This window comes from Limnohabitans sp. (assembly GCF_031538885.1).
GTDB lineage: Bacteria > Pseudomonadota > Gammaproteobacteria > Burkholderiales > Burkholderiaceae_C > Limnohabitans.
The window spans coordinates 1-20,577 of the sequence record NZ_JAVKLW010000089.1 but is presented as its reverse complement, the minus strand read 5'-3'; the positions used below and the strand labels follow the sequence as shown (position 1 = coordinate 20,577).

Genomic DNA, 20,577 nt, shown 5'->3' with positions numbered 1-20,577 from the left:
GAAACCGTGACGGATGAGGAATTGACTATGATTGAAAACCGATTGAATCACCGCCCCAGAAAGCGACTAGGATTCAAGACACCTCACGAGGTATTCCATGCCTCGTTAAAGCGTGTTGCACTTCGTCCTTGAATCCGCCCGATTAATACAAACAGGAGACAAACCATGATGAACAACCCATCACGCCGTCAATGGTTGACGCATGCGGCCATTGCTTTGATGAGCCTGTGCCTGGGTACAAGTGCGAATGCACAAACCTATCCGTCTAAACCGATCAAGTTGATCGTGCCTTATGCCCCAGGTGGTGCGACAGACATCATTGCAAGGACCTTGGCTGAGAAACTGTCTGATCGTTTGGGACAGCCCGTGTTGATTGACAACCGAGCTGGGGCAGGGGGCGTGACAGGCACCGATGCGGTGGCCAAGGCTGCCCCCGATGGCTACACCTTCTTGGTGACTTTGGGGACCACGGTCTTGATCAATCAATTTTTGTATGAGAAATTGCCTTACACCCCTGGCCGTGATTTTTCGCTTCTGTCTCAGTTGGCGCTGGCACCTGTGACCCTGCTGGTGAACCCCAACTCAGGAATCAACAATGCCAACGACTTGAAGGCACACGTTCTGAAAAATCCCAATAAATTATCTTATGGCTCTTGGGGTATGGGGTCTTATGCGCACTTGGCTGGCGCTTACCTCAGTCAAAGTTTGAATGCTGATCTCACGCATGCGGCTTACAAGGGTGAGGCACCGATGTTGCAAGACTTGGTGGGTGGGCAGATTGACTTTGCATTTGCCAGTGCGAAAACAGCCAAACCTTATATTGATTCTGGTAAATTGCGTTCGATTGCGGTCACGGGCGAGCAACGCATGAGCGTGTTGCCCACCATTGCCACCATGCGTGAACAAGGCTTCAAAGATGACATCTTCCGCGTCACCGGTTGGATTGCCATGGCCGCTCCAGCTAAAACTCCCAGCGAGTTGATGCAGCGTGTCTCTGCTGAAGTGCGTGCGATTGTGGCACTGCCTGAAACGCAAGAGCGCATCAACAAAATGGGTTTCATTCCTGTGGGCAATACGCCCGAACAATTTTCTGTGATTTACAAAAGTGAATTCCTTGTGTGGGAGCGTGTGGTCAAGCTCTCTGGCGCTAAGCTCGATTGAGCCTTCAATAGGGCGGTTCAGTGGGGGTAATGGAGTGGTGGTTCCCAGCAACGAGTTTGGTTTTAAGCGTATTCGACCAACGCGGCTTTCATCTTCTTCATCGCCGCAACTTCAATTTGGCGAATGCGTTCTGCGCTTACGCCAAATTCGGAGGCTAACTCATGTAGTGTCATGCCGCCTGAGTTGTCGTCATTCACTTTGAGCCAGCGTTCTTCCACAATGCGACGGCTACGCGCATCCAACACATTGAGTGCGGCGGCAATACCGTCAGAGGCCAAAATATCACGTTGATGTGCCGCAATTATCGCAGTGGGTTCGTGGTTTGTGTCGGTTAAATAAGCGATGGGTCCAAAAGCTTCGTCGCTGTCTTCGTTGGGCGTGGGGTCAAGCAGCACATCGCCGCCGGACATGCGCATTTCCATCTCCAGCACATCTTCGGTTTTGACGTTGAGCTTGTTGGCGACGGCATTGACCTCTTGCGGGTTGAGGGTGTTGCGATGCGTGGCTTCAGAGGCGTCAGCCTTGAAGCCTTGTTTCATCGAGCGCAGGTTGAAAAACAATTTGCGCTGGGCTTTCGTGGTAGCCACTTTGACCATGCGCCAGTTTTTCAAGATGTATTCGTGAATCTCCGCCTTGATCCAGTGCATGGCATAGCTGACCAAACGCACGCCTTGGTCGGGGTCAAAGCGTTTGACGGCTTTCATCAGACCAATGTTGCCTTCTTGAATCAGGTCGGCGTGGGGCAGGCCATAACCCAAATACTGGCGCGACACTGAAACCACCAAACGCAGGTGTGAGAGCACCAGCTTTCCCGCAGCTTCGAGGTCGTTGTTGTTCTTGAGTTGGCGAGCAAATTCTTGCTCTTGCTCCAAGGTGAGCATCGGCAAACGGTTGGCTGCCGTGATGTAGGCATCTAAGTTGCCCAGCGATGGAACCAAAGCCCAAGGGTTGGAAATGGCGAGGGGCTGTTGAAACAACGTAGTCATATTTGTAGTCCTTTCGGATAACCAAACTCTATATTAGCACTCCCAAGGCTGGAGTGCTAAGACCATGTTGTAACGCGGGTTTACCCGTTTCCTGATTTTTCCTCCTGCTCAATACTGTTTTTTAACATATACTGATGTTAATTGCAGTATTCAAACTAAAAGCCCAGTCAACCATGCCGAAGGAGAAGCCCGCGATGTCACCGATGACTTTAGAGAGCATTGCTGTGCAGTGCTGCAAGAGTTGCGCGCATGTGCTGAACTCCGATTCGTCAGAAACGCATTTGCGCTGTGGCTTGGGCTATTACTTGCAACCACCGTTGACGCGCAAGCAAGGGCGGATGGACAGCTACCCGGTGGTCGAGGCACAAGAACGTTGCGGTTAATGGCGCGATAGCTTGCGGGGTGTGCTCAAACCCTGAGTGGGTTTTGTAAGTTGGTGCTTTAGCTCAAGAGCGCGTCGGCAAATTCTTGGGCGTTGAAGGTCTCTAAGTCTTCGACGGCTTCACCCACGCCGATGAAATACACGGGCACCACAGACCTGCCTGCGGTTGCCCGACTTTGGCCCCACAGCGCAATGGCCGCCAGCACACCGCCTTTGGCCGTGCCATCGAGCTTGGTGACGATGAGGCCCGTCAAACTCAGTGTTTCGTCAAAGGCTTTGACTTGGGTGAGGGCGTTTTGGCCTGTGTTGCCGTCAATCACCAGCAAGACCTCGTGAGGGGCCGTGGGTTCCGCCTTTTGCACCACACGTTTGATCTTCTTGAGCTCTTCCATCAGGTGTAGCTGTGTGGGTAAGCGACCTGCTGTGTCGACCAGCACCACGTCTTTGCCACGCGCACGACCTGCGGTCACGGCATCAAAGCTGACCGCGGCAGGGTCGCCGCCTTCTTGAGCGACGATTTCTACCGTGTTACGTGTGGCCCAAACGGCCAGTTGCTCACGCGCTGCGGCACGAAAGGTGTCTGCCGCGGCCAGCAACACTGAAGCGCCGCTGTCGCTGAGGTGGCGTGTGAGTTTGCCAATCGAGGTGGTTTTGCCTGCGCCGTTAACGCCCGCTACCATGATGATGGTGGGTTTGTGTGCGCCGATGATGAGCGATTTTTCTAAGGGTTTTAGCAATTGGGCGATGGAGGCGGCTAGCAATGCTTTGACCGCCGAGGGCTCTGTGGTGCCTGTGTCTTTGACCCGTTGTTTCAAGTTACCCAATAAGTACGTTGTGGCCTGCACGCCCGTATCGGCCATGAGCAGGGCGGTTTCGAGTTCCTCGTACAGCACATCGTCAATTTGCGCGCCTGTGAACACCGTGCTGATGCTTTGGCCTGTGCGGCGCAGGCCCTTGCCCAAGCGAGCCATCCAACCTTCGCGGGGTCGCTCCGCTGGCGCTGGCGTGGCCTTTGGGGGACTGGCAGGGGTTGCTGTGGCAGCAGTAGTTGCCGCGATTTTTTTCTTGAAGAAGCTAAACATGTGTGGGGGTTTCTAGAATCAGTCCATTCTATGAAAACCCGCACACCTACTTCTACACCTCAGCCCACCCCAACCAAACCGCACAAAGGTGCTGGCGAAGTTCGCATCATTGGCGGTGAATGGCGACGTACCAAGCTCCCCGTCGTCTTGCGACTGGGATTGCGCCCCACGCCTGACCGTGTACGTGAAACCTTGTTCAACTGGCTGGGTCAGTCCTTACAAGGTTGGCGTTGCGTGGACCCCTTTGCAGGAACAGGTGCGTTGGGTTTTGAAGCCGCCTCACGCGGTGCTGCCCATGTGCAGGTGTGCGAGCTAGACCCCGCTTTGGTGGCGCAGCTCAATGTTCAAGTGAACCGTCTCAAGGCCACCCATGTGCATGTGTTGCGCACCGACGGCGTGGCGTGCTTGAAGCAACTCGCTGCGTCCAGTGTCGATTTGATTTTCATTGACCCACCGTTCGACGGCGCCTTGTTTGAGCCTGCTTTGCAAGCTGCGGCCAAAGCGGTGAAGACCGATGGCTTTGTGTATCTCGAAGCGCCTGTGGCGTGGACGGATGAGCTACTCGTACCTCTGGGTCTTAGGCTTCACCGTCACCTCAAGGCCGGGGCGGTGCATGCGCACTTGCTGCGTCGGCTTGCATAATCAATCTTGACTTTTTAGAAACACCAAGGAGAACTCATGCACCCCCACGTTCATCACTTTGTGTATTCACTGCCCCCCAAGGGGAGCAGGCCTCCTTTGAGGCGGCTCGGAAGGCGGCTTGACCATGTCTAAGCAAATCGTCGCGATTTACCCTGGAACCTTTGACCCTATCAGCTTGGGCCATGAAGACATTGTCTTGCGTGCTGCGGCGATGTTTGACAAAGTGATCTTGGCCGTGGCGACGGCACACCACAAAAAAACCTTGTTCAGCTTGGACGAACGCATGGCCATGGCGCGTGAGACGATGGCGTCGCATCCACAGGTAGAGGTGGTGCCCTTTACTGGTTTGGCCCGTGACTTTGTACGTACCCATAACGCTACCGTGATAGTGCGCGGTGTGCGCACGGTGACGGACTTCGATTACGAGTTTCAACTCGCAGGCATGAACCGCGATCTGATGCCAGATGTCGAAACGGTGTTTCTCACACCCAGTGCCAAATATCAATTTATCTCCAGCACTTTTGTACGTGAAATTTCTTTGTTGGGTGGCGCGGGGGATGGTCAGAACCTTGTCTCTGCGGGCGTCTACAAGCGTTTGATGGCGAAGAAAGCTACAGCGTCTTGACCGACTTCTTACTCATTCGTCATGGCGAAACCGCTTGGAACCGCGAGCTGCGTTTCCAAGGCCAACTGGACGTGCCGCTCAATGACACGGGGGGTGCAACAAGCCCAACGCTTGAAGACCCGCATCGCGCAAGCCTTGGCACAGTGGCAAGTCCAAGGCCGCGGGCCCACCCACCTCATCAGCAGCGACTTGCTGCGCGCCCAACAAACCGCCCAACCCGTGGCGGAGGTGTTGGGCCAAACCTGCATCTTGAACGCAAGTCTGCGTGAACAATGCTTTGGCGTGTTTGAAGGTCTTCGCAGCTCCGACATTCAAGCCCAACACCCAAAGGCTTGGCAGCGTTGGTTGGCCTTTGATGCCGATCTCGCGGTAGACGGTGCTGAGACCACGCGTGCTTTTCATGCCCGCGTGATGGTCGCGCTGCACGACTTAGCCACGCACCATGTGGGCGAGCACGTGGTGGTGGTGACCCACGGCGGCGTACTGGATATGGTGTGGCGTCATGCGCAAGCTTTGTCCCTCAGTGGCCCGCGTGTGTGTGGCATTCCCAATGCGGGCTTGAACCAAGTGGCTTGGCGTGATGGCGCATTGCACATCCAGGTGTGGGCAGATGCCGCGCATTTGGCTGATTTGCCGGAGCAACCCACCTACAACCAAAAGTGCTTGCTGGCGGCGCGTGGCCAAACACACCAAGGCCGTGTGGCCTAAGCCGCATATGCTGTTGCGTTTGTCAGCAAGCGGGGATAATTGGGTTTTCTTAGCCTTGCGATGGATGTTCTATGGCCCTGATGATCACCGACGAATGCATCAACTGTGATGTGTGTGAGCCGGAATGCCCGAACGACGCCATCTTCTTGGGACCTGAGATTTACGAAATCAATCCCAGCAAATGCACCGAATGCGTAGGTCATTTTGACGAACCTCAGTGTGTGCAGGTATGCCCCGTGGCCTGCATTCCCGTCAATCCGCAGCATATGGAAGGTCGTGATGCGTTGCTGGCGAAGTTCCGTCTCCTGCAGCAAACCGCGCAGTAAGCAGCAGCGCTAAGGCTTTGTAGGCAACGCTTTGGCGTTGCTTTTCTTTTTGGTGGGTGTGGATGGGTCTTTGGCGGTGAAGTAAGGACTTTTCGGTTTGCCTGTGCGCTCGTTCTTGCCGTGTTTGCGGTCGTACTCTGTGCTGGATGATGTCACAGAAGGGGTAGGCTGTTGAGGTGTGCCAAGCCCGACAGGCATTGTTGGCGTGGCTTGCTGCATCGCTTGCAGCCGCTTTGTTTCGAGGGTTTGCGCTTCACGCGCTTCTTGCCTTATGACGCTCGCTGGATTGGACGTGTGGGTGTGAAGCTCAGCACTGGGTTGAATCACCTCTGCTGCATGCCCGTCTGGGCATTGTGCAGACGCGCTGTAAGCCTCACCACACCGATACACCGTGTTGTTGGCCATCGCGGCAGGGGTGGACATGATCATCCACCAGCTTATCCATAGGCCTTGCAGAGACCATGTACACGTTCTAACTTGCTTGCGTCCCCTTGGCGTTTGTTTGCTTTGCATCATCAGCTCCTGTGTTCTCTGTGCTGGAAAGTGGTGTCGGCCGAGGTGGTTTGGGCCGAGGCGGTTTGGCGGTGTGAATCATTTGTGTGGCTTTCACCATGTCTCCTGCGAGCAAATGCGGCAGGGCCAAGCTGGTGCGGGTGATGCAGTCTTCAATGACACTGTATTGGTCGGGAGCCGGTTTTTTCAACACCCAGTTCGCAACTTCTGATTTCACACCAGGGTGGCCAATGCCAATGCGCAGTCGCCAGTACTGGTCTGTGCCGAGCTGTGCATGAATGTCGCGCAGACCATTGTGTCCGGCATGACCACCCCCGAGTTTGAGTTTGGCTTCACCGGGCGTGATGTCCAACTCATCATGAATCACCAAAATCTCTTGCGGTTGAATTTTGAAGAACCTGGCCAAGGCGCCCACTGATTTGCCTGAGAGATTCATGAATGTTTGTGGTTCAAGCAGCCACACGTTCTCGCCTTTGACCGCCGTGCGTACCACCAAGCCGTGGTAGGCACGGTCAGGCTGTAGCGTCACCTTGAGGTCGCGCGCGATGGTCTCTATCCACCAAAAGCCCGCGTTGTGGCGCGTGGCTTCGTATTCAGTGCCGGGGTTACCCAGGCCAACGAGGAGCTTGATCATGTGAGGATTATTCCAAAAGCAAAACGGCCCACCGAAGTGGGCCGTTCAAAGCAATCGCTGGTGAGAAATTACTTCTTCTTTTTGTTGTCGCCAGCAGCGGCGGCAGCTTCTTGAGGGGTAGGCACCTCAGCCTTTGTTGCCACCACGGCGACCAACACGGGGTTGGAGCTGCCGGGTGCCACAACCGTCACGCCTGCGGGCAGGGTGATGTCTTTGGCGTGCAAAGAGTGACCTTTGGTCAAGTTGCTCAAGTCCACGGCAATGAACTCGGGTAAGTCTTTTGGCATGCAAGAGACTTCTAATTCAGTGGCGATGTGGTTGATCAAGCATTGGTCAACTTTCACGGCTGGAGAGTTTTCTTCACCCGAGTAGTGCAAAGGCACTTTTTTCTTCATCTTGGTGTTGGCATCGATGCGTTGGAAGTCGATGTGCAAGACGAGTTGCTTGAAGGGGTGGTATTGCACATCGCGCAACAACACTTCGGTTGTTTTGCCAGCATATTCCATCTGCAAGACAGAAGCGTGGAAGGCTTCTTTCTTGAGGGCGTGCCACAAAGCGTTGTGATCGAGTTCGATCAATGTAGGTTCAGCGGTGCCACCATAGACGATGCCAGGTGTACGGCCAGTGATACGCAGACGGCGGCTCGCACCCGTTCCCTGCTTAGCGCGCTCAAAAGCGATAAATTTCATAATTAACTCCAGTAAGAACCCACCGCGACCAGTGTGGCTCCAGTTTCAAAAATAGGTTGCACAACACAAGGAAGGCAACCTGGGGTCGATGTTCGACGACTTCAGCAGTTGTTTAGAACAACTGGTCTTGGTCGGAGAACAAGCTCATGACCGACTCACCGCTGGCAATGCGTTGAATCGTCTCAGCGATCAACGGAGCCACGGTGAGTTGGCGGATTTTTTTACAGGCGCGGCCAGCTTCGCTCAAAGGAATCGTGTTGGTCACCACGACTTCGTCGAGGGCATCGCCCTTGGCGATGCGTTCAATCGCAGGGCCAGAGAATATAGGGTGTGTGCAATAGGCGTACACCTTTTTGGCACCCCGTGTTTTGAGAACCTCAGCGGCTTTGACCAAAGTACCTGCAGTGTCGATCATGTCGTCCATGATCACGCAGTTGCGGCCTTCGATGTCGCCAATGACGTTCATGACTTCAGACACGTTGGCTTTGGGGCGGCGCTTGTCGATGATGGCCAAATCGCAACCGAGTTGCTTGGCCAAGGCGCGCGCGCGCACCACACCACCCACATCGGGTGACACCACGATCAGGTCGTCATAGTTTTTGGTGCGCAAGTCGCCCAGCAGCACAGGGGAAGCGTAAATGTTGTCGACGGGAATGTCGAAGAATCCCTGAATCTGGTCCGCATGCAAATCCATGGTTAACACGCGGGCCACGCCAGCAGTTTGCAGCAAATCGGCCACCAGCTTGGCAGAGATCGGCACACGGCTTGAGCGTGGACGACGATCTTGGCGGGCGTAACCGAAGTAGGGAATAACGGCGCTGATGCGTTCTGCGGAGGCGCGCTTCAAAGCGTCCACCATGATCAGCAGCTCCATCACGCTTTCATTGGTGGGGGCGCAAGTGCTTTGCACCACAAACACATCGCGGGCGCGTACGTTTTGATTAATTTCGACGGTGACTTCGCCGTCAGAGAAGCGGCCTACATGGGCTGCACCTACTTCGATGCCGAGGTGTGTTGCGATTTCGGCGGCCAACGTTGGATTGGCATTGCCAGTAAAGACCATGAAGTCGGGGGTATGGTTCGACATGATGACGTATGACTTTCGCTTCAAGACCAATGACGCAATAAGTCGTCACTTGCAAACCAAGCACATCAGTGCTTTTAAGAAATTTGGCAGGGGATCGAGGACTCGAACCTCGGAATGCTGGAATCAAAATCCAGTGCCTTAACCAACTTGGCGAATCCCCTACACAGGTCAACAGCGTTGCAGCTACCAACCGTTAACTTTCGCTGACCGCCCAACTCGCTTGTGGATGAACTGCCATATTGCTGCATATCCGCATTTGCCAGTTGTGTGGTGCGGAGTCAATTGACACACCATCAGGTAATTGAGCAAACACTGCGCTGCCAGAGCCGGTCATGCGTGGGCTTAATCCTAAAGAACCTAACCACTCAAGGGCTTCGGTGATCTCTGGGCACAGCACTTGAGCCACTGGCTGCAAATCATTACGGCCAAAACCGAAAGGATCAACAACGAAGACTGACATTGTAGCAGTTTCTGTAGCGCGTTGGAGTTGTGGCTGACGAAAAATTTTGGCAGTCTCTAACCCTGCATCGGGTTTAACCACCACAAAGCGGCGAGAGGGCAGGTCGATGGGCGTGATTTGTTCGCCAATGCCTTCAACCCAAGCATTGTGACCATCGACGAAAAATGGGACATCGGCACCGAGTGAGAGCGCCAAAGGCATGAGCTTGGCGCGCGACCAATTCAAGCTCCACAAACGATTGAGCGCCAACAAGGTGGTTGCCGCATCGGATGAACCGCCGCCCATGCCTGCTTGGGCGGGAATATTTTTTTCAATGGCGATGTTTGCCCCTAGCGGTGTGCCGCTGGCCTGTTGCAGGGCGTGTGCTGCACGTAGGACTAAATCATTGGCGGGCAGAGGAGTGGAGATGTCTTGGCGCTCAACCAGGCCGTCGTTGCGTAGATCAAAGTGCAAGGTGTCGCACCAGTCAATCAACATGAAAACGGATTGCAGCAAGTGGTAGCCATCGTTGCGTTGCCCTGTGATGTGCAAAAACAAGTTGAGTTTGGCAGGGGCGAGGACGTTGTGAAGCGAGCGCATGTTCATGGGTCGAGTTTGATCCGAAGTGTCACTTCAGGCTTGGGTGTCGAGCGACGCGCACTGAGGCTGCCTTGCGAGATGTTGGATAAGTCGACTTGCCAGCCAGTAGCGCGCACATCAAGACCATCTAGCCACCCGAAGAGGGCCTCAATAGGCAGGGCAGCACCCGTGGCTTTTTCAGTCAACTCAGCTAACGAATGGAAGTGTTGGTGTTTGCTGCCATCGTTGAATTGCACGAATTGTGGCGACCACTGCAAAGCACCCACGGTGGTGCCAAGTGGTGAGTACAAATCAAGTTCGCCGTTGCTGGCATCGCCACGCAAAAAGAAGCTGGCGCTCATCGACGAGGGCGCATCGCCTTGCACATTCACGCTGATGCGCCCTTGCCACTGCGCTTGGTGGAGTGGTTCAAGGTCTGCTGTTTTAGTGGGGCGGCCAAGTGTCGCGCAGCCTGCCAGCATCCATTCTGTCAGCAAAACAGCCCACACACGCCGCATGGTCACAGCGTGGGTTTGAGGCGTTGCAGGGTTTCTTGCAAAGTCTCATTGTTGGGCGATGTCTTGAGACCCTCGCGCCAAATTTGAATAGCCTCTTCTTGGCGTTTCATTTTCCAGAGTACTTCTCCCAAGTGTGCTGCGATTTCTGCATCGGCGCGGTCTTTGTAGGCCTTTTGCAAATAACTCAGCGCAGAGCCGAGATTGCCCAAACGGAACTCGACCCAGCCCAGACTGTCGGTGATGAAAGGATCATCGGGCGCTAACGCTAGGGCTTTGATGATCAATTGTTTGGCCTCAGGCAAGCGCACATTGCGATCAGCCAAGGAGAATCCCAGTGCGTTGTAAGCGTTGTAGTAGCTGGGGTTTTGTGAGAACACAGCGCGCAGAAGTTTCTCCATCTCATCCACGCGATCGAGTTTTTCTGCCAACATGGCTTGTTCGTACATCAAGTCCACATCGTTGCCACTGTTGGTTGCGAGGAGGTCAAACGCCGCTTGCCATTGACGATGATCGCGCAAGAGTTGAACTTCTACGAGGAGGCGGTTGCGCTGCTCCTCCGCGCTGTGGACGGGTAATTGGGTAATCAGTTGACGCGCCTGGTCCATCTTGCCTTGGCGGGCCAGCAATGCGGCGCGGCGAGTTTGGGCTTGGGTGAGCCCACGTGTGCTGTTGTCCGTGGTGTCTTGTGCGGCAAGTGCGACATACCGAGCCAACGATGCTTCAGCTTGGTTGTCTTGGCCTTGTTCGAATTGCAAGGAACCCAACACCAACCACGCATCAGCCAATTTGGGGTCTTTGCGTGTGATGGCTTGGAGTTGCTCAGACGCTTCGGTGTAGCGCTCTAGCTCAATCAGCACACGTACATAACCCATCGCTAACTCAGTGCCTTCTTGGCGGCGTAAAGCTAGGGTGACCAAGGCTTCAGCTTCAGGCATTTTTTTACCTATCAATTCAAGGGCTAGCAGTACGGGGCCTTGGGCCTTGGTATCGGCGGACTGCCCCTTCTTGGCGGCGTCTAGCGCACCCGTCATGTCGTTGATGCTGATGCGCATGCGTCCAACCGTTGTCCATGCAGACGCTGCGTTGTTGGTTTTGTTTAAATAAGGCTCAAGCGCCATCTCCACCACGTGGGTCGCCCGTTTTTTATCGGTGACGCGTGCGTAATGTCGAGGCATCAAGTTGATCACGTTGTCACGTTCGATGTCCGGCGCGAGAGCCAATTCTTTTTTGAGGGGCTCTAAGCTTGCCGCGACTTGATTAAGCGCCAACAAAATTTGAAGCACTTGGTTGTTGGCTTTTCGGTCTTGTGGCCATGCTTGTGACCAAGCGCGAGCCGCCATCAAGGCGCCGTCACCTGAGCGTGCTTGCAGAGCAATCTCAACGGCGCGGTCATATAACTGCACATCGTTGGACTTACGCGCTGCATCCAACAAAAGAGAGAAGCCTGCGACAGATTCGCCTTGGCGCACATTGAGCTCACCCAACAAAATTTCGTACAGCAACTCCCCGGTCATTGAGGAGTTTTGCACGGTGGGCGCATCGCTGGCTTGTGCACTGCTCGTAGCAGGCAGGGTACAAGTCGCGGCGGTGAGAAGTGCAAGGCGCAAAGCCCAAAGACGGGCTGCTGGCAAGAGGAATTTCATGTCCGCATCATAATCGCTGACTGTTTTTTTTGAATGTTCCATGCCTGAATTACCTGAAGTTGAAGTGACCCGCTTGAGCTTTGCTGATCGCATCGCTGGTGCACACATCACGGCGGTGCGAGTTGGCAAACCGCTGCGCTGGCCTTTGGGCTGTGAGCCTGATGCGCTGGTCGGCCAACACGTGCTAAGGGTGCGCCGACGTGGCAAGTACCTGTTGGTCGATTTGGATGACGGCTTGCTGTTGTGGCATTTGGGCATGTCGGGCAGCTTGCGGTTCAGCGAAAACAGAAACCCTGCACAAGTGCATGACCACTTTGATTTGGACACCACCCACGGTTTGTTACGCCTGAATGACCCTCGCCGTTTTGGAGCGGTGGTGTATGCGCCCAGCGAACACAGTGCAGCAGCAGTGAAGCTGCTGGGGCACTTGGGTGTGGAACCCCTGGATGGCGGGTTCATTTTGGATGCATTTCATGCCGGTTTGCGAAAACGAAAAACGGCCATCAAGCAAGTCCTGCTCGGCGGCGATCTGGTGGTAGGGGTGGGGAATATTTACGCGTCAGAGGCCTTATTCTTGGCGGGCATTCGGCCCACGGTACGCGCCGACCGCATCAGCCGTCCACGTGCCGAGAAGCTGCGTTTGGCCATTATGGATGTTTTGGCTCGTGCGGTGAAGAAAGGCGGCAGCACCTTGCGCGACTTCTCCAGCGCCGATGGCCAGCTAGGCTACTTCCAGCTCGAAGCTCATGTCTATGATCGCGCGGGTGAGCCATGCCGTGTCTGTGACACGGCGATTCGGCGCATCCAACAAGGTCAGCGATCGACCTATTACTGCCCCACTTGCCAAAAACCATGAGCACACAACAGATCAACTTTGGCACCACGGTGGTGGCATGGCAAAAAAAACATGGTCGCCACGATCTGCCGTGGCAAAACACGCAAGATCCGTATGCTGTGTGGCTGTCAGAAATCATGTTGCAGCAAACACAGGTGACCACGGTGCGCGACTACTTTGCGCGCTTCATGGCGCGCTTTCCCACCGTGGCTGATTTGGCGGTGGCCCACCAAGATGAGGTGCTTGGCTTGTGGAGTGGCCTGGGCTACTACAGCCGCGCCCGCAACATGCACCGTGCCGCGCAAGAGGTGGTGGCTTTGCATGGTGGTGTGTTCCCGCGCAGTGCCGAATCTCTACAAACCTTGCCTGGCATTGGCCGCTCCACCGCGGCTGCGGTGGCCTCGCTGTGCTTTGGCGAACCGATTGCCATATTGGATGGCAATGTCAAACGTGTGCTCACTCGGTATTTGGGCTTTAAAGAAAATTTGGCATCGTCGCGTGTGGAAAAAGAGTTATGGGCCATTGCCCAAACCCTATTACCCCAGTGTGACGTGACCCAATCCATGCCTCGCTACACGCAAGGTGTGATGGATTTGGGGGCCACGGTTTGCACCCCTAAAAAACCGCAATGTGGGCAATGCCCCGTGGCCAATGCTTGCGTTGCCAAGCGTGAGGGGCAGACAGAAAACTATCCCATCAAAACCCACGAGCTCAAACGCACGTCAGAGCAGTTGTGGTTATTGCAAGCCCAAACGACCAACGGCGATGTGTGGCTGATGCAACGTCCGCAAACAGGTGTGTGGGCGGGTTTGTATTGCTTGCCCGTTTTTCAAAGCTTCGAGGCTTTGCAAGCCGCATTGCCAGCAAAGTACCGCGTCCACTTGCAGGAGGCGGCTGTGTTCAAACATGTGTTGACGCACAAAGATTTGCATGTGCATCCCGTGGCGTTGACGCTGCCAAGCCCTGTCAAGTTGGGGGTCTCGATGGGCGAGGGGCAGTGGGTGCTTCAAGCCGACTGGCCAGCACTGGGTCTACCTGCGCCTGTGCGTAAGCTGTTGACGCCTTAAGGCGCAACATCCAATTCACGGTGACGTTTGAGTGTGACCCACTCTTGCGCAAAACGCTTGGACAGCAACTCCACCAAATACACCGAACGATGCTGCCCCCCTGTGCAACCAATTGCAACGGTCACGTAGCTGCGGTGGTCTTGGTTGAGGTACGGTAACCAAGTGTTCATGAAGTCGGTGATTTGGCTGGCCATTTTCCCCACCGCACCGTGCTCGGCCAGCCAATCTGCGACAGGGCCATCACGGCCCGTCAGAGGCCGCAAGGCAGGCTCGTAGTGCGGGTTGGGCAGCATCCGAACATCAAACACATAGTCGGCATGCACGGGAATGCCACGCTTGAAAGCAAACGATTCAAACATCAAAGTCAATTGCGTGGCAGGGGCTGAGATCAGTGATTTGATATAGCCCTGCAACTTGCTGCTGCGCAACAAGCTGGTGTCGATGATGTGCGACTCTTCACGCAGCTCAGACAGCAGTTCGCGTTCAAGCTCAATCGCCTCCACGAGGTCCCGTTGTTGGTCACGCACCACGTCTTGGCCGTCTTGGCGTGATAGGGGGTGGCGGCGGCGCGTTTCGGAAAATCGATGCACCAAAATTTCGGTGGTCGCGTCTAAGAAGAGCAGACGTACATCCACATCCATCAGGCGCAAATGGGCCAGTTGGGCTGGCACCAAGGGCAAAGAACTGGCGCTACGCACGTCCATCGCAATGGCGACCTTGCTGATGCTTTGTTGCTCCTCTAGCTGCACAAAAGGCAAGAGCAACTCAGGCGGCAAGTTGTCGACGCAGTAATAGCCCGCGTCTTCCAGTGCATTCAAGGCCACGGACTTGCCTGAGCCCGACATGCCAGTGATCAGTACCAATTCTTGTTTCATTTTTGACTGGCCTTGGTGGACGTTTGAAGCATCTCATGCGCGTGTGCGAGGGTGGTGTCTGAGACTTTTTCACCACCTAACATGCGTGCAATCTCACGCACGCGTGCATCGGCCGTGAGCACCGAGACCTGACTCGACGTGCCTTTCGCATCGCTGCGTTTGGAAACTAGCAAGTGGTGGTCTGCACAAGCCGCGACTTGCGGCAAGTGGGTGACAGCCAACACTTGGCGGTCTTGACCGAGTTGCTTCATCAGGCGACCTACTGTCTCGGCCACCGCGCCACCCACGCCAGAATCGACCTCATCAAAGATGAGTGTTTGCGCCGTGCCTAACTCGCTGGTGGTCACGGCAATGGCCAAGGCAATGCGAGAGAGTTCGCCGCCTGACGCTACTTTGCCGACAGGGCGGGGTGTGCCGCCGGGGTGGCCTGCGACCAAGAAGGTGATGGTCTCTAGGCCGCTGGCAGTGGCTTGCGCCACTGGTTCTAGCTGCACCTCAAAGCGTCCACCTTGCATGCCCAAACCTTGCATGGCTTGGGTGATGGCATTGGCTAGTTTGGGCGCGGCTAGTGTGCGAGCTTGCGACACCTTGCGGGCTTGTGTCTGATAGGCTGCTCCGGCTTTGGACTCCGTGCCTTCAAGCGCATTCAGGTTTGTGGCGGCATCCAACTGCAACAAGCGATCTTTCCACTCTTGATGGAGCGCAGGCAACTCTTGGGATGTTCGCTTGAAGCGGCGTGCCAAAGACATCCACAACGACATGCGGTCATCCAACGTTTGCAAGCGTGCAGGGTCCAGCTCGGTGCGGCTCAGATAGGCGTTGAGCGAATGCGCCACATCTCCTGCTTGTGCGAGGCTAGAGGCCAGCACATCGACCAGTGCGGAGAACTCTGGCTCTACATCGGTTTGGTCTTGCAGGGTGTCTTGCGCTTTGGTCAGCAGATGCAATGCGCCGTTATCGTCGTCTTCCAAGGCGTTGATGGCGCTTTGTGCCGCATCCATCAAGGCCTGTGCGTTGGACAAGCGGGTGTGCTGGCTGTTGAGGTCAGCCCACTCATCCATGACGGGGCTGAGTTTGTCCACTTCGGCGATTTGCCACAACAGGCGTTCACGTTCTTCTTGCAATGTGGCTTGTGCGGTGCGTGCTGCGTGCAAGGCTTGAGTGGTTTGACGCCAGTGTGTCCAAGCTTGGTTGAGGCTTTGTAAGTTCACGCCCGCATAGGCATCGAACAAGCCGCGCACGGCCTCTGGGCGGGTCAGGCTTTGCCACGCGTGTTGACCGTGAATGTCGAGCACCCTGTCGCCCAAGGCCCGCAGCTGGGTGGCCGTGGCGGGGCCGCCGCTGATCCACGCGCGGCTTTTGCCCTGCGTGTCAATCGTGCGTTTGAGCAGCAGGTGGTCGTCAGATGCGATATCGGTAAAGCCTTCTTGGTCCAACCATTCCAAAATTTCAGGTGTGGTGTGGAACTCTGCGCAAATCTCGGCACGTGATGCGCCTTCGCGCACCACGCCGCTGTCGGCACGAGCGCCCAGCACCAATTGCAGCGCGTCAATCAGTATCGATTTACCAGCACCGGTCTCGCCTGTGAGCGCGGAAAAACCACCTGATAAATTGAGGTCTAGTTCCCGCACGATCACAAAATCGCGCAAAACGATGTGCTGCAAACTCATGCCACACCCTCGTTCCAATGCAATTTTTGGCGCAAGGTGTCGTAGTAGCTCCAGCCACGTGGGTGCAAAAAGGTCGCGTGATAGTTAGAGCGCTTCACGGTGATGCGGTCACCAATCAGCAAGGATGCGAGTGACTGCATGTCAAAGTTGGCGCTGGCGTCGCGGCCTGCCACCAAGTCAATCGTCACCTCACCGGTGTCGGCCAACACAATGGGGCGGTTGGACAAGGTGTGTGGTGCGATGGGGGCCATCACCCACGCGGGTAAGGAGGGGTGCAACAACGGGCCACCCACAGACAACGAATAAGCGGTGGAACCGGTAGGGGTGGCAATGATTAATCCATCCGCACGTTGGTTCGCCACAAAGCGACCATCTACCGCCACGCGCACTTCCAGCATGCCCGAGGTGGCACCACGATTGACCACCACATCGTTGAGCGCCAGAGCGTTGAAGACGCAGTGCCCATCGCGCCAAACTTTGGCACGCATCAAGGCGCGGCGGTCCTCCTCATAGGCACCGCCCAGCATGGTCGTCAGCGTATTTTTAACTTCGTTCAGCGGGATATCAGTGATAAAACCCAGGCGACCTTGGTTGATACCAATCAGTGGCACGTTGTGAGGCGCTAGTTGACGGGCATAGCCCAGCATGGTGCCGTCGCCACCCACCACAATGGCGAGGTCACATGACTTGCCGATTTCTTCGATGCCCATCACGGGATAGCCACTCAGGCCTGAGCCTGCGGCAGTGTCGTGCTCTAGGACGACTTCGCAGCCTTGCGTGTGCAAGAACTGAGCGATGTCCTCCAAGATTTTTTGAGAGGAAGGTTTGGCGTTGCCCACCGAGGGGTGGTATTTGCCAAACAAGGCGATCTGACGAAACTTCGATTTCATGGGTAAATTACATCATTAAAATTCGCCAAAGATTCAACATGCTAGACAATCGCGCCAAGTTATTACTCAAAGCGCTGGTAGAGCGCTACATCGCTGACGGGCAACCCGTCGGTTCGCGCACGTTGTCTCGCGCTACGGGCATTGAGCTATCGCCTGCCACCATCCGCAATGTGATGTCTGATTTAGAGGAGCTGGGCCTGATTGCCAGCCCCCACACCTCGGCAGGGCGTATTCCCACAGCACGCGGCTATCGGCTGTTTGTGGACACCATGCTGACCACCGAGCGCAGTCATCTGCAAACGCCCAGCTTGGCTCCCGACCAGCCGCAAAAAGTGATTGCCAACGCAGCGCATTTGCTGTCCGACTTGTCGCAGTTTGTCGGCGTGGTCATTGCACCGCGCCGCAGTTCGGTGTTTCGGCACATTGAGTTTTTGCGTTTGTCAGATCGCCGTGTCTTGGTCATCATCGTGTCGCCCGAAGGGGATGTGCAAAACCGTGTACTGTTTACCGAGGTGGAGTACACCGCGTCGCAGTTGGTTGAAGCCTCTAACTATTTGAACCACCATTTCGTGGGTATGACGATTGAGCAAGTGCGTGAAAAATTGTTGGCTGAGGTGGAGTCGCTGCGTGGTGAAATCGCTAGCCTGATGCAGGCTGCAGTACAGGTGAGCACGGAGGCGCTTGCCCAAGCCCAAGACGATGTGGTCATCAGCGGTGAGCGCAACTTGCTGTCGGTGAGCGATTTTTCTAGCGACATGGGTAACCTGCGCCGCGCGTTTGATTTGTTTGAGCAAAAGGCTCAATTGGTTCGTTTGCTCGATAGCTCTGCCCAAGCGCAGGGGGTGCGCATCTACATCGGTGGGGAAAGCAAAATTGTACCGATGGAAGAGTTGTCTGTGGTCAGCGCATCGTATGAAGTCGATGGTCATGTGGTGGGGACGCTGGGCGTCATTGGTCCCACACGAATGGCGTATGACCGAATGATTCAAATTGTGGACATTACCTCTAAGCTAGTGAGTCATGCGCTCAGTCACAAATAACGATGTTTTAAGTTTTGGGCCGCTGAACGCCAAACAAAATTCCGCACGTCACCAGCGCCAAGCCTGCGAGCAAGTTGAGACTCATAGGTTCATTCAAAAACACCACAGCCCCCAGCGCCGATAAGCCGGGCACGAGTGCTGTAATCATGGTGGAGCGCACAGGGCCGTAGTGGCGAATCATCACGTTAAAGGTGATGCCAGAAATTACTACCGAGCCTACGCCTTGGTAGACCGCTTGAAACACCATTTCGGACGCAGAGGCGCTGCCTAAGTGGCTTGGAATCCATTGCATGAATGCAGCCAAGCCATACATCGGCACAAAACTCACACAAGAAAACGCAGTAATAGCGATGGTGGCTCGAACTGGTTCTAGTGCGCACCGTCGCACCAAGACGCTGTAGCACGCCCAGCAAAAGGCCGCGCACATGAACAACAAATCACCTTTCCACACATCACCGCCTTCAAAGGCTTTAAGCAAGCTGGCACCTCCCACCATCATGTCGCCCAAAACAATGCAGATCAGTCCTATCGCACGTGCGCGGGTGATGTGGTCATGCAAAACCACCATGGCCAAGATCGATGTCCACAACGGCAAGCTGCCGGGCATTAACACCGAGGCGTGTGCCGCAGGCGCAAAGAAAAAACCTGAATAAGCCAGCATCGCGTAGAGCATGCTGCCAAATAAGCCAGCCACGGCCGTGATGCGCAAAGGCAAAGGAGACAAACCCAACAGTGAACCCATGCGTTTACCCGACTGACGCTGCGAACGCATGAGCCACCAGCCCCAAGGTAGCAATACACAAGCCGCACCGATGATGCGTAAAAAACCAATATCCAAAGGAAGCAAATGACGTGCGGCAGAGGCACGAGCCACAACAATGAACGACGACCAAATCAATACCGTCACGACAGCCGCGATGAGCCCAAGGGCTCTGAGTGAGAGTTTCATGTGCGGAATCATAGTTTGCGAAACCTCTACAATCTGTCGCTTCGGTTGGGGCGTTAGCTCAGTTGGTTAGAGCAGAGGACTCATAATCCTTTGGTCCGCGGTTCAAGTCCGCGACGCCCTACCATCTTGTGTGATATACTTACGTTTTTCCAGAGCGGCTGTAGCTCAGCTGGATAGAGTACTTGGCTACGAACCAAGGGGTCGTGGGTTCGATTCCTGCCAGCCGCACCAACTTTCTAAGTTTATGATTTAGAACGGATTTTTAAGGGTTTTTGATATCAGGTGTCATTACTTGGTGTCATCATGGCTCTAAAAATTCCGAGATTGTTTAAGAGTAGACACGGAGTGTATTCACTCCGTGTCTATTTTTTTGACCAAAACGGCAAGCGACGACTGAGACAGCACAGCCTAGGCACGAAAGACAGCGCACAGGCGCGGGTGCTCGCATTGCGGTTCAACTTAGATTTTGAAACACAATGCGATATGGAACGAAAAAAAACAGTCTTTGAGGAACTAGCAGCCAAGGTTAGCAACCCGCTAAAAATCACCATTGGCGGCAATCTGCTGGACTTTGACCCCAGCAATCCCGCAGAAGTAGCTTATGTTGAAAAACTTCGCAAGGAGCAAGCAGCGTTCGACAACGGCGGCGCTGAAAAAGTCTTGGCTCAACTGTGGACACCCGAAGACAAGACACGCCTGCGGCAAAAGGGCAAACCGTTCAGTGAAGCAACAGAGCTTTATCTCACCGAAAAAACGCTGGACAACAAGGAAACCACGATAGACGAGAAGCGGCGCACTTACAAGGACTTCATAGCGCTGTACAGCGACTTAGACATTAATCAAATCACCAAGCCCGAAATCGTGGCTTTGAAGACCGCAGAGATAGGGCGCAAACTCAGCGCCAACCGTATCAATAAGCGCTTAGGTCAGATAAACGACTTCTTTAATTGGGCTATCAAAAACGGGTACTACACCGCTAGCGACAAAAGCCCAGTTGACGGACTTTTAATCAGTACGAAATCAAAATTAGCCGCCGCAACGCAAAACGGCGAACCGTTTACGGACGATGAAATTAAGAGAATTTTTGGCGAAGGCTACCTAGGGAACATCTGCATAACCTTCTTGTAAACCCTGACAGCGTGAACGCCATAGACTGCGTTGAATACACATGAAACAAACCAGCCTATCGATCAGCGGCTTTGAGCTGCAAAGTAAACGCACACGTCGACGAGAGTTT

Annotated in this window: 23 protein-coding genes, 3 tRNA genes and 1 pseudogene; 13 read left to right on the top strand and 14 right to left on the bottom strand. The window is 54.8% G+C overall.

Features of this window, described 5'->3' with window-relative positions:
• Positions 1–165 precede the first annotated feature (165 nt).
• The gene (locus RMS03_RS07135; RefSeq protein WP_310626391.1) at positions 166–1,161 is read left to right on the top strand and encodes a tripartite tricarboxylate transporter substrate binding protein; all 996 of its coding nucleotides are present in this window, start codon (positions 166–168) and stop codon (positions 1,159–1,161) included.
• Between the two features lie 62 nt (positions 1,162–1,223).
• Here RMS03_RS07135 and rpoH read toward each other — a convergent pair whose 3' ends face one another.
• The gene (rpoH, locus tag RMS03_RS07130) at positions 1,224–2,147 is read right to left on the bottom strand and encodes an RNA polymerase sigma factor RpoH (protein ID WP_310626390.1); all 924 of its coding nucleotides are present in this window, start codon (positions 2,145–2,147) and stop codon (positions 1,224–1,226) included.
• A gap of 194 nt (positions 2,148–2,341) precedes the next feature.
• Here rpoH and RMS03_RS07125 point away from each other — a divergent pair, with 194 nt between their 5' ends.
• The gene (locus tag RMS03_RS07125; protein WP_310626389.1) at positions 2,342–2,530 is read left to right on the top strand and encodes a hypothetical protein; all 189 of its coding nucleotides are present in this window, start codon (positions 2,342–2,344) and stop codon (positions 2,528–2,530) included.
• A 58-nt stretch (positions 2,531–2,588) separates the two neighbouring features.
• Here RMS03_RS07125 and ftsY read toward each other — a convergent pair whose 3' ends face one another.
• On the bottom strand, positions 2,589–3,611 hold the full coding sequence (gene ftsY / locus RMS03_RS07120; RefSeq protein WP_310626388.1) for a signal recognition particle-docking protein FtsY: 1,023 nt from the start codon (positions 3,609–3,611) through the stop codon (positions 2,589–2,591).
• 30 nt (positions 3,612–3,641) lie between these two features.
• Here ftsY and rsmD point away from each other — a divergent pair, with 30 nt between their 5' ends.
• From rsmD to RMS03_RS07100, 5 genes and pseudogenes are all read left to right on the top strand, one after another.
• Positions 3,642–4,253 (top strand): 16S rRNA (guanine(966)-N(2))-methyltransferase RsmD, encoded by a 612-nt coding sequence (rsmD, locus tag RMS03_RS07115; RefSeq protein WP_310626387.1) that lies wholly within the window; start codon positions 3,642–3,644, stop codon positions 4,251–4,253.
• Between the two features lie 124 nt (positions 4,254–4,377).
• A complete protein-coding gene (gene coaD, locus RMS03_RS07110) occupies positions 4,378–4,878 on the top strand; it encodes a pantetheine-phosphate adenylyltransferase (RefSeq protein ID WP_310626386.1) in 501 nt (166 codons plus the stop codon).
• Positions 4,875–4,946: pseudogene (locus RMS03_RS11665) on the top strand (histidine phosphatase family protein); the annotation flags it as partial. The gene coaD and the pseudogene RMS03_RS11665, both read left to right, overlap by 4 nt.
• 13 nt (positions 4,947–4,959) lie before the next feature.
• Positions 4,960–5,586 (top strand): histidine phosphatase family protein, encoded by a 627-nt coding sequence (locus RMS03_RS07105; RefSeq protein WP_310626385.1) that lies wholly within the window; start codon positions 4,960–4,962, stop codon positions 5,584–5,586.
• A gap of 71 nt (positions 5,587–5,657) precedes the next feature.
• A complete protein-coding gene (locus RMS03_RS07100; RefSeq protein WP_310626384.1) occupies positions 5,658–5,912 on the top strand; it encodes a YfhL family 4Fe-4S dicluster ferredoxin in 255 nt (84 codons plus the stop codon).
• A gap of 9 nt (positions 5,913–5,921) precedes the next feature.
• Here RMS03_RS07100 and RMS03_RS07095 read toward each other — a convergent pair whose 3' ends face one another.
• From RMS03_RS07095 to RMS03_RS07060, 8 genes are all read right to left on the bottom strand, one after another.
• Complete coding sequence (locus RMS03_RS07095; RefSeq protein ID WP_310626383.1) at positions 5,922–6,335, bottom strand: hypothetical protein; 414 nt, start codon at positions 6,333–6,335, stop codon at positions 5,922–5,924.
• 49 nt (positions 6,336–6,384) lie between these two features.
• Entirely contained in the window at positions 6,385–7,059 is a 675-nt protein-coding gene (pth, locus tag RMS03_RS07090) for an aminoacyl-tRNA hydrolase (protein WP_310626382.1), read from the bottom strand.
• 68 nt (positions 7,060–7,127) lie between these two features.
• The gene (locus RMS03_RS07085) at positions 7,128–7,748 is read right to left on the bottom strand and encodes a 50S ribosomal protein L25/general stress protein Ctc (RefSeq protein WP_310626381.1); all 621 of its coding nucleotides are present in this window, start codon (positions 7,746–7,748) and stop codon (positions 7,128–7,130) included.
• 112 nt (positions 7,749–7,860) lie between these two features.
• Positions 7,861–8,838, bottom strand: a complete 978-nt coding sequence (locus RMS03_RS07080) for a ribose-phosphate pyrophosphokinase (protein WP_310626392.1) — start codon at positions 8,836–8,838, stop codon at positions 7,861–7,863.
• An 81-nt stretch (positions 8,839–8,919) separates the two neighbouring features.
• Positions 8,920–8,996: transfer RNA gene (locus RMS03_RS07075), tRNA-Gln, on the bottom strand.
• 32 nt (positions 8,997–9,028) lie between these two features.
• Entirely contained in the window at positions 9,029–9,874 is an 846-nt protein-coding gene (ispE, locus tag RMS03_RS07070) for a 4-(cytidine 5'-diphospho)-2-C-methyl-D-erythritol kinase (protein WP_310626380.1), read from the bottom strand.
• A 2-nt stretch (positions 9,875–9,876) separates the two neighbouring features.
• Positions 9,877–10,371 carry a lipoprotein insertase outer membrane protein LolB gene (locus tag RMS03_RS07065; RefSeq protein ID WP_310626379.1) on the bottom strand — a complete coding sequence of 165 codons (495 nt, stop codon included), beginning with the start codon at positions 10,369–10,371 and terminating at the stop codon, positions 9,877–9,879.
• Between the two features lie 2 nt (positions 10,372–10,373).
• The gene (locus RMS03_RS07060) at positions 10,374–12,014 is read right to left on the bottom strand and encodes a tetratricopeptide repeat protein (protein ID WP_310626378.1); all 1,641 of its coding nucleotides are present in this window, start codon (positions 12,012–12,014) and stop codon (positions 10,374–10,376) included.
• A gap of 40 nt (positions 12,015–12,054) precedes the next feature.
• Here RMS03_RS07060 and mutM point away from each other — a divergent pair, with 40 nt between their 5' ends.
• Together mutM and mutY are read left to right on the top strand one after the other, a co-directional pair.
• Positions 12,055–12,870 (top strand): bifunctional DNA-formamidopyrimidine glycosylase/DNA-(apurinic or apyrimidinic site) lyase, encoded by an 816-nt coding sequence (gene mutM / locus RMS03_RS07055; RefSeq protein WP_310626377.1) that lies wholly within the window; start codon positions 12,055–12,057, stop codon positions 12,868–12,870.
• Positions 12,867–13,916 carry an A/G-specific adenine glycosylase gene (gene mutY / locus RMS03_RS07050; protein ID WP_310626376.1) on the top strand — a complete coding sequence of 350 codons (1,050 nt, stop codon included), beginning with the start codon at positions 12,867–12,869 and terminating at the stop codon, positions 13,914–13,916. Before mutM ends, mutY begins: the two co-directional genes overlap by 4 nt.
• Here mutY and rapZ read toward each other — a convergent pair.
• The 3 genes from rapZ to RMS03_RS07035 are packed head-to-tail and all read right to left on the bottom strand — an operon-like array spanning position 13,913 to position 17,351.
• Complete coding sequence (gene rapZ / locus RMS03_RS07045) at positions 13,913–14,791, bottom strand: RNase adapter RapZ (RefSeq protein WP_310626375.1); 879 nt, start codon at positions 14,789–14,791, stop codon at positions 13,913–13,915. The genes mutY and rapZ overlap by 4 nt on opposite strands.
• On the bottom strand, positions 14,788–16,461 hold the full coding sequence (gene recN, locus RMS03_RS07040) for a DNA repair protein RecN (RefSeq protein WP_310626374.1): 1,674 nt from the start codon (positions 16,459–16,461) through the stop codon (positions 14,788–14,790). Before recN ends, rapZ begins: the two co-directional genes overlap by 4 nt.
• Positions 16,458–17,351, bottom strand: coding sequence for an NAD kinase (locus RMS03_RS07035; RefSeq protein WP_310626373.1), 894 nt, complete (start codon positions 17,349–17,351; stop codon positions 16,458–16,460). Before RMS03_RS07035 ends, recN begins: the two co-directional genes overlap by 4 nt.
• Before the next feature lie 38 nt (positions 17,352–17,389).
• On the opposite strand from RMS03_RS07035, the gene hrcA reads away from it, so the two are divergent.
• Positions 17,390–18,391, top strand: coding sequence for a heat-inducible transcriptional repressor HrcA (gene hrcA / locus RMS03_RS07030; protein WP_310626372.1), 1,002 nt, complete (start codon positions 17,390–17,392; stop codon positions 18,389–18,391).
• A gap of 7 nt (positions 18,392–18,398) precedes the next feature.
• Here the strand turns inward: hrcA and RMS03_RS07025 are convergent, their stop codons facing one another.
• Positions 18,399–19,340 (bottom strand): DMT family transporter, encoded by a 942-nt coding sequence (locus RMS03_RS07025; protein WP_310626371.1) that lies wholly within the window; start codon positions 19,338–19,340, stop codon positions 18,399–18,401.
• Between the two features lie 47 nt (positions 19,341–19,387).
• Here RMS03_RS07025 and RMS03_RS07020 point away from each other — a divergent pair.
• The 3 genes from RMS03_RS07020 (at position 19,388) to RMS03_RS07010 (ending at position 20,468) form a co-directional block, all read left to right on the top strand.
• Positions 19,388–19,464 (top strand) — tRNA-Ile (locus RMS03_RS07020).
• A gap of 30 nt (positions 19,465–19,494) precedes the next feature.
• Positions 19,495–19,571: transfer RNA gene (locus tag RMS03_RS07015), tRNA-Arg, on the top strand.
• Between the two features lie 114 nt (positions 19,572–19,685).
• Positions 19,686–20,468 carry a hypothetical protein gene (locus tag RMS03_RS07010; RefSeq protein ID WP_310626370.1) on the top strand — a complete coding sequence of 261 codons (783 nt, stop codon included), beginning with the start codon at positions 19,686–19,688 and terminating at the stop codon, positions 20,466–20,468.
• Positions 20,469–20,577: the final 109 nt, after the last annotated feature.

What these genes read in the sequence shown, in the direction of transcription:
- RMS03_RS07135 (WP_310626391.1), top strand. Translation starts at nt 166, where the DNA reads ATGATGAACAACCCATCACGCCGTCAATGGTTGACGCATGCGGCCATT.
- rpoH (WP_310626390.1), bottom strand. Translation starts at nt 2,147, where the DNA reads ATGACTACGTTGTTTCAACAGCCCCTCGCCATTTCCAACCCTTGGGCT.
- RMS03_RS07125 (WP_310626389.1), top strand. Translation starts at nt 2,342, where the DNA reads ATGTCACCGATGACTTTAGAGAGCATTGCTGTGCAGTGCTGCAAGAGT.
- ftsY (WP_310626388.1), bottom strand. Translation starts at nt 3,611, where the DNA reads ATGTTTAGCTTCTTCAAGAAAAAAATCGCGGCAACTACTGCTGCCACA.
- rsmD (WP_310626387.1), top strand. Translation starts at nt 3,642, where the DNA reads ATGAAAACCCGCACACCTACTTCTACACCTCAGCCCACCCCAACCAAA.
- coaD (WP_310626386.1), top strand. Translation starts at nt 4,378, where the DNA reads ATGTCTAAGCAAATCGTCGCGATTTACCCTGGAACCTTTGACCCTATC.
- RMS03_RS07105 (WP_310626385.1), top strand. Translation starts at nt 4,960, where the DNA reads ATGACACGGGGGGTGCAACAAGCCCAACGCTTGAAGACCCGCATCGCG.
- RMS03_RS07100 (WP_310626384.1), top strand. Translation starts at nt 5,658, where the DNA reads ATGGCCCTGATGATCACCGACGAATGCATCAACTGTGATGTGTGTGAG.
- RMS03_RS07095 (WP_310626383.1), bottom strand. Translation starts at nt 6,335, where the DNA reads ATGTCCACCCCTGCCGCGATGGCCAACAACACGGTGTATCGGTGTGGT.
- pth (WP_310626382.1), bottom strand. Translation starts at nt 7,059, where the DNA reads ATGATCAAGCTCCTCGTTGGCCTGGGTAACCCCGGCACTGAATACGAA.
- RMS03_RS07085 (WP_310626381.1), bottom strand. Translation starts at nt 7,748, where the DNA reads ATGAAATTTATCGCTTTTGAGCGCGCTAAGCAGGGAACGGGTGCGAGC.
- ispE (WP_310626380.1), bottom strand. Translation starts at nt 9,874, where the DNA reads ATGCGCTCGCTTCACAACGTCCTCGCCCCTGCCAAACTCAACTTGTTT.
- RMS03_RS07065 (WP_310626379.1), bottom strand. Translation starts at nt 10,371, where the DNA reads ATGCGGCGTGTGTGGGCTGTTTTGCTGACAGAATGGATGCTGGCAGGC.
- RMS03_RS07060 (WP_310626378.1), bottom strand. Translation starts at nt 12,014, where the DNA reads ATGAAATTCCTCTTGCCAGCAGCCCGTCTTTGGGCTTTGCGCCTTGCA.
- mutM (WP_310626377.1), top strand. Translation starts at nt 12,055, where the DNA reads ATGCCTGAATTACCTGAAGTTGAAGTGACCCGCTTGAGCTTTGCTGAT.
- mutY (WP_310626376.1), top strand. Translation starts at nt 12,867, where the DNA reads ATGAGCACACAACAGATCAACTTTGGCACCACGGTGGTGGCATGGCAA.
- rapZ (WP_310626375.1), bottom strand. Translation starts at nt 14,791, where the DNA reads ATGAAACAAGAATTGGTACTGATCACTGGCATGTCGGGCTCAGGCAAG.
- recN (WP_310626374.1), bottom strand. Translation starts at nt 16,461, where the DNA reads ATGAGTTTGCAGCACATCGTTTTGCGCGATTTTGTGATCGTGCGGGAA.
- RMS03_RS07035 (WP_310626373.1), bottom strand. Translation starts at nt 17,351, where the DNA reads ATGAAATCGAAGTTTCGTCAGATCGCCTTGTTTGGCAAATACCACCCC.
- hrcA (WP_310626372.1), top strand. Translation starts at nt 17,390, where the DNA reads ATGCTAGACAATCGCGCCAAGTTATTACTCAAAGCGCTGGTAGAGCGC.
- RMS03_RS07025 (WP_310626371.1), bottom strand. Translation starts at nt 19,340, where the DNA reads ATGAAACTCTCACTCAGAGCCCTTGGGCTCATCGCGGCTGTCGTGACG.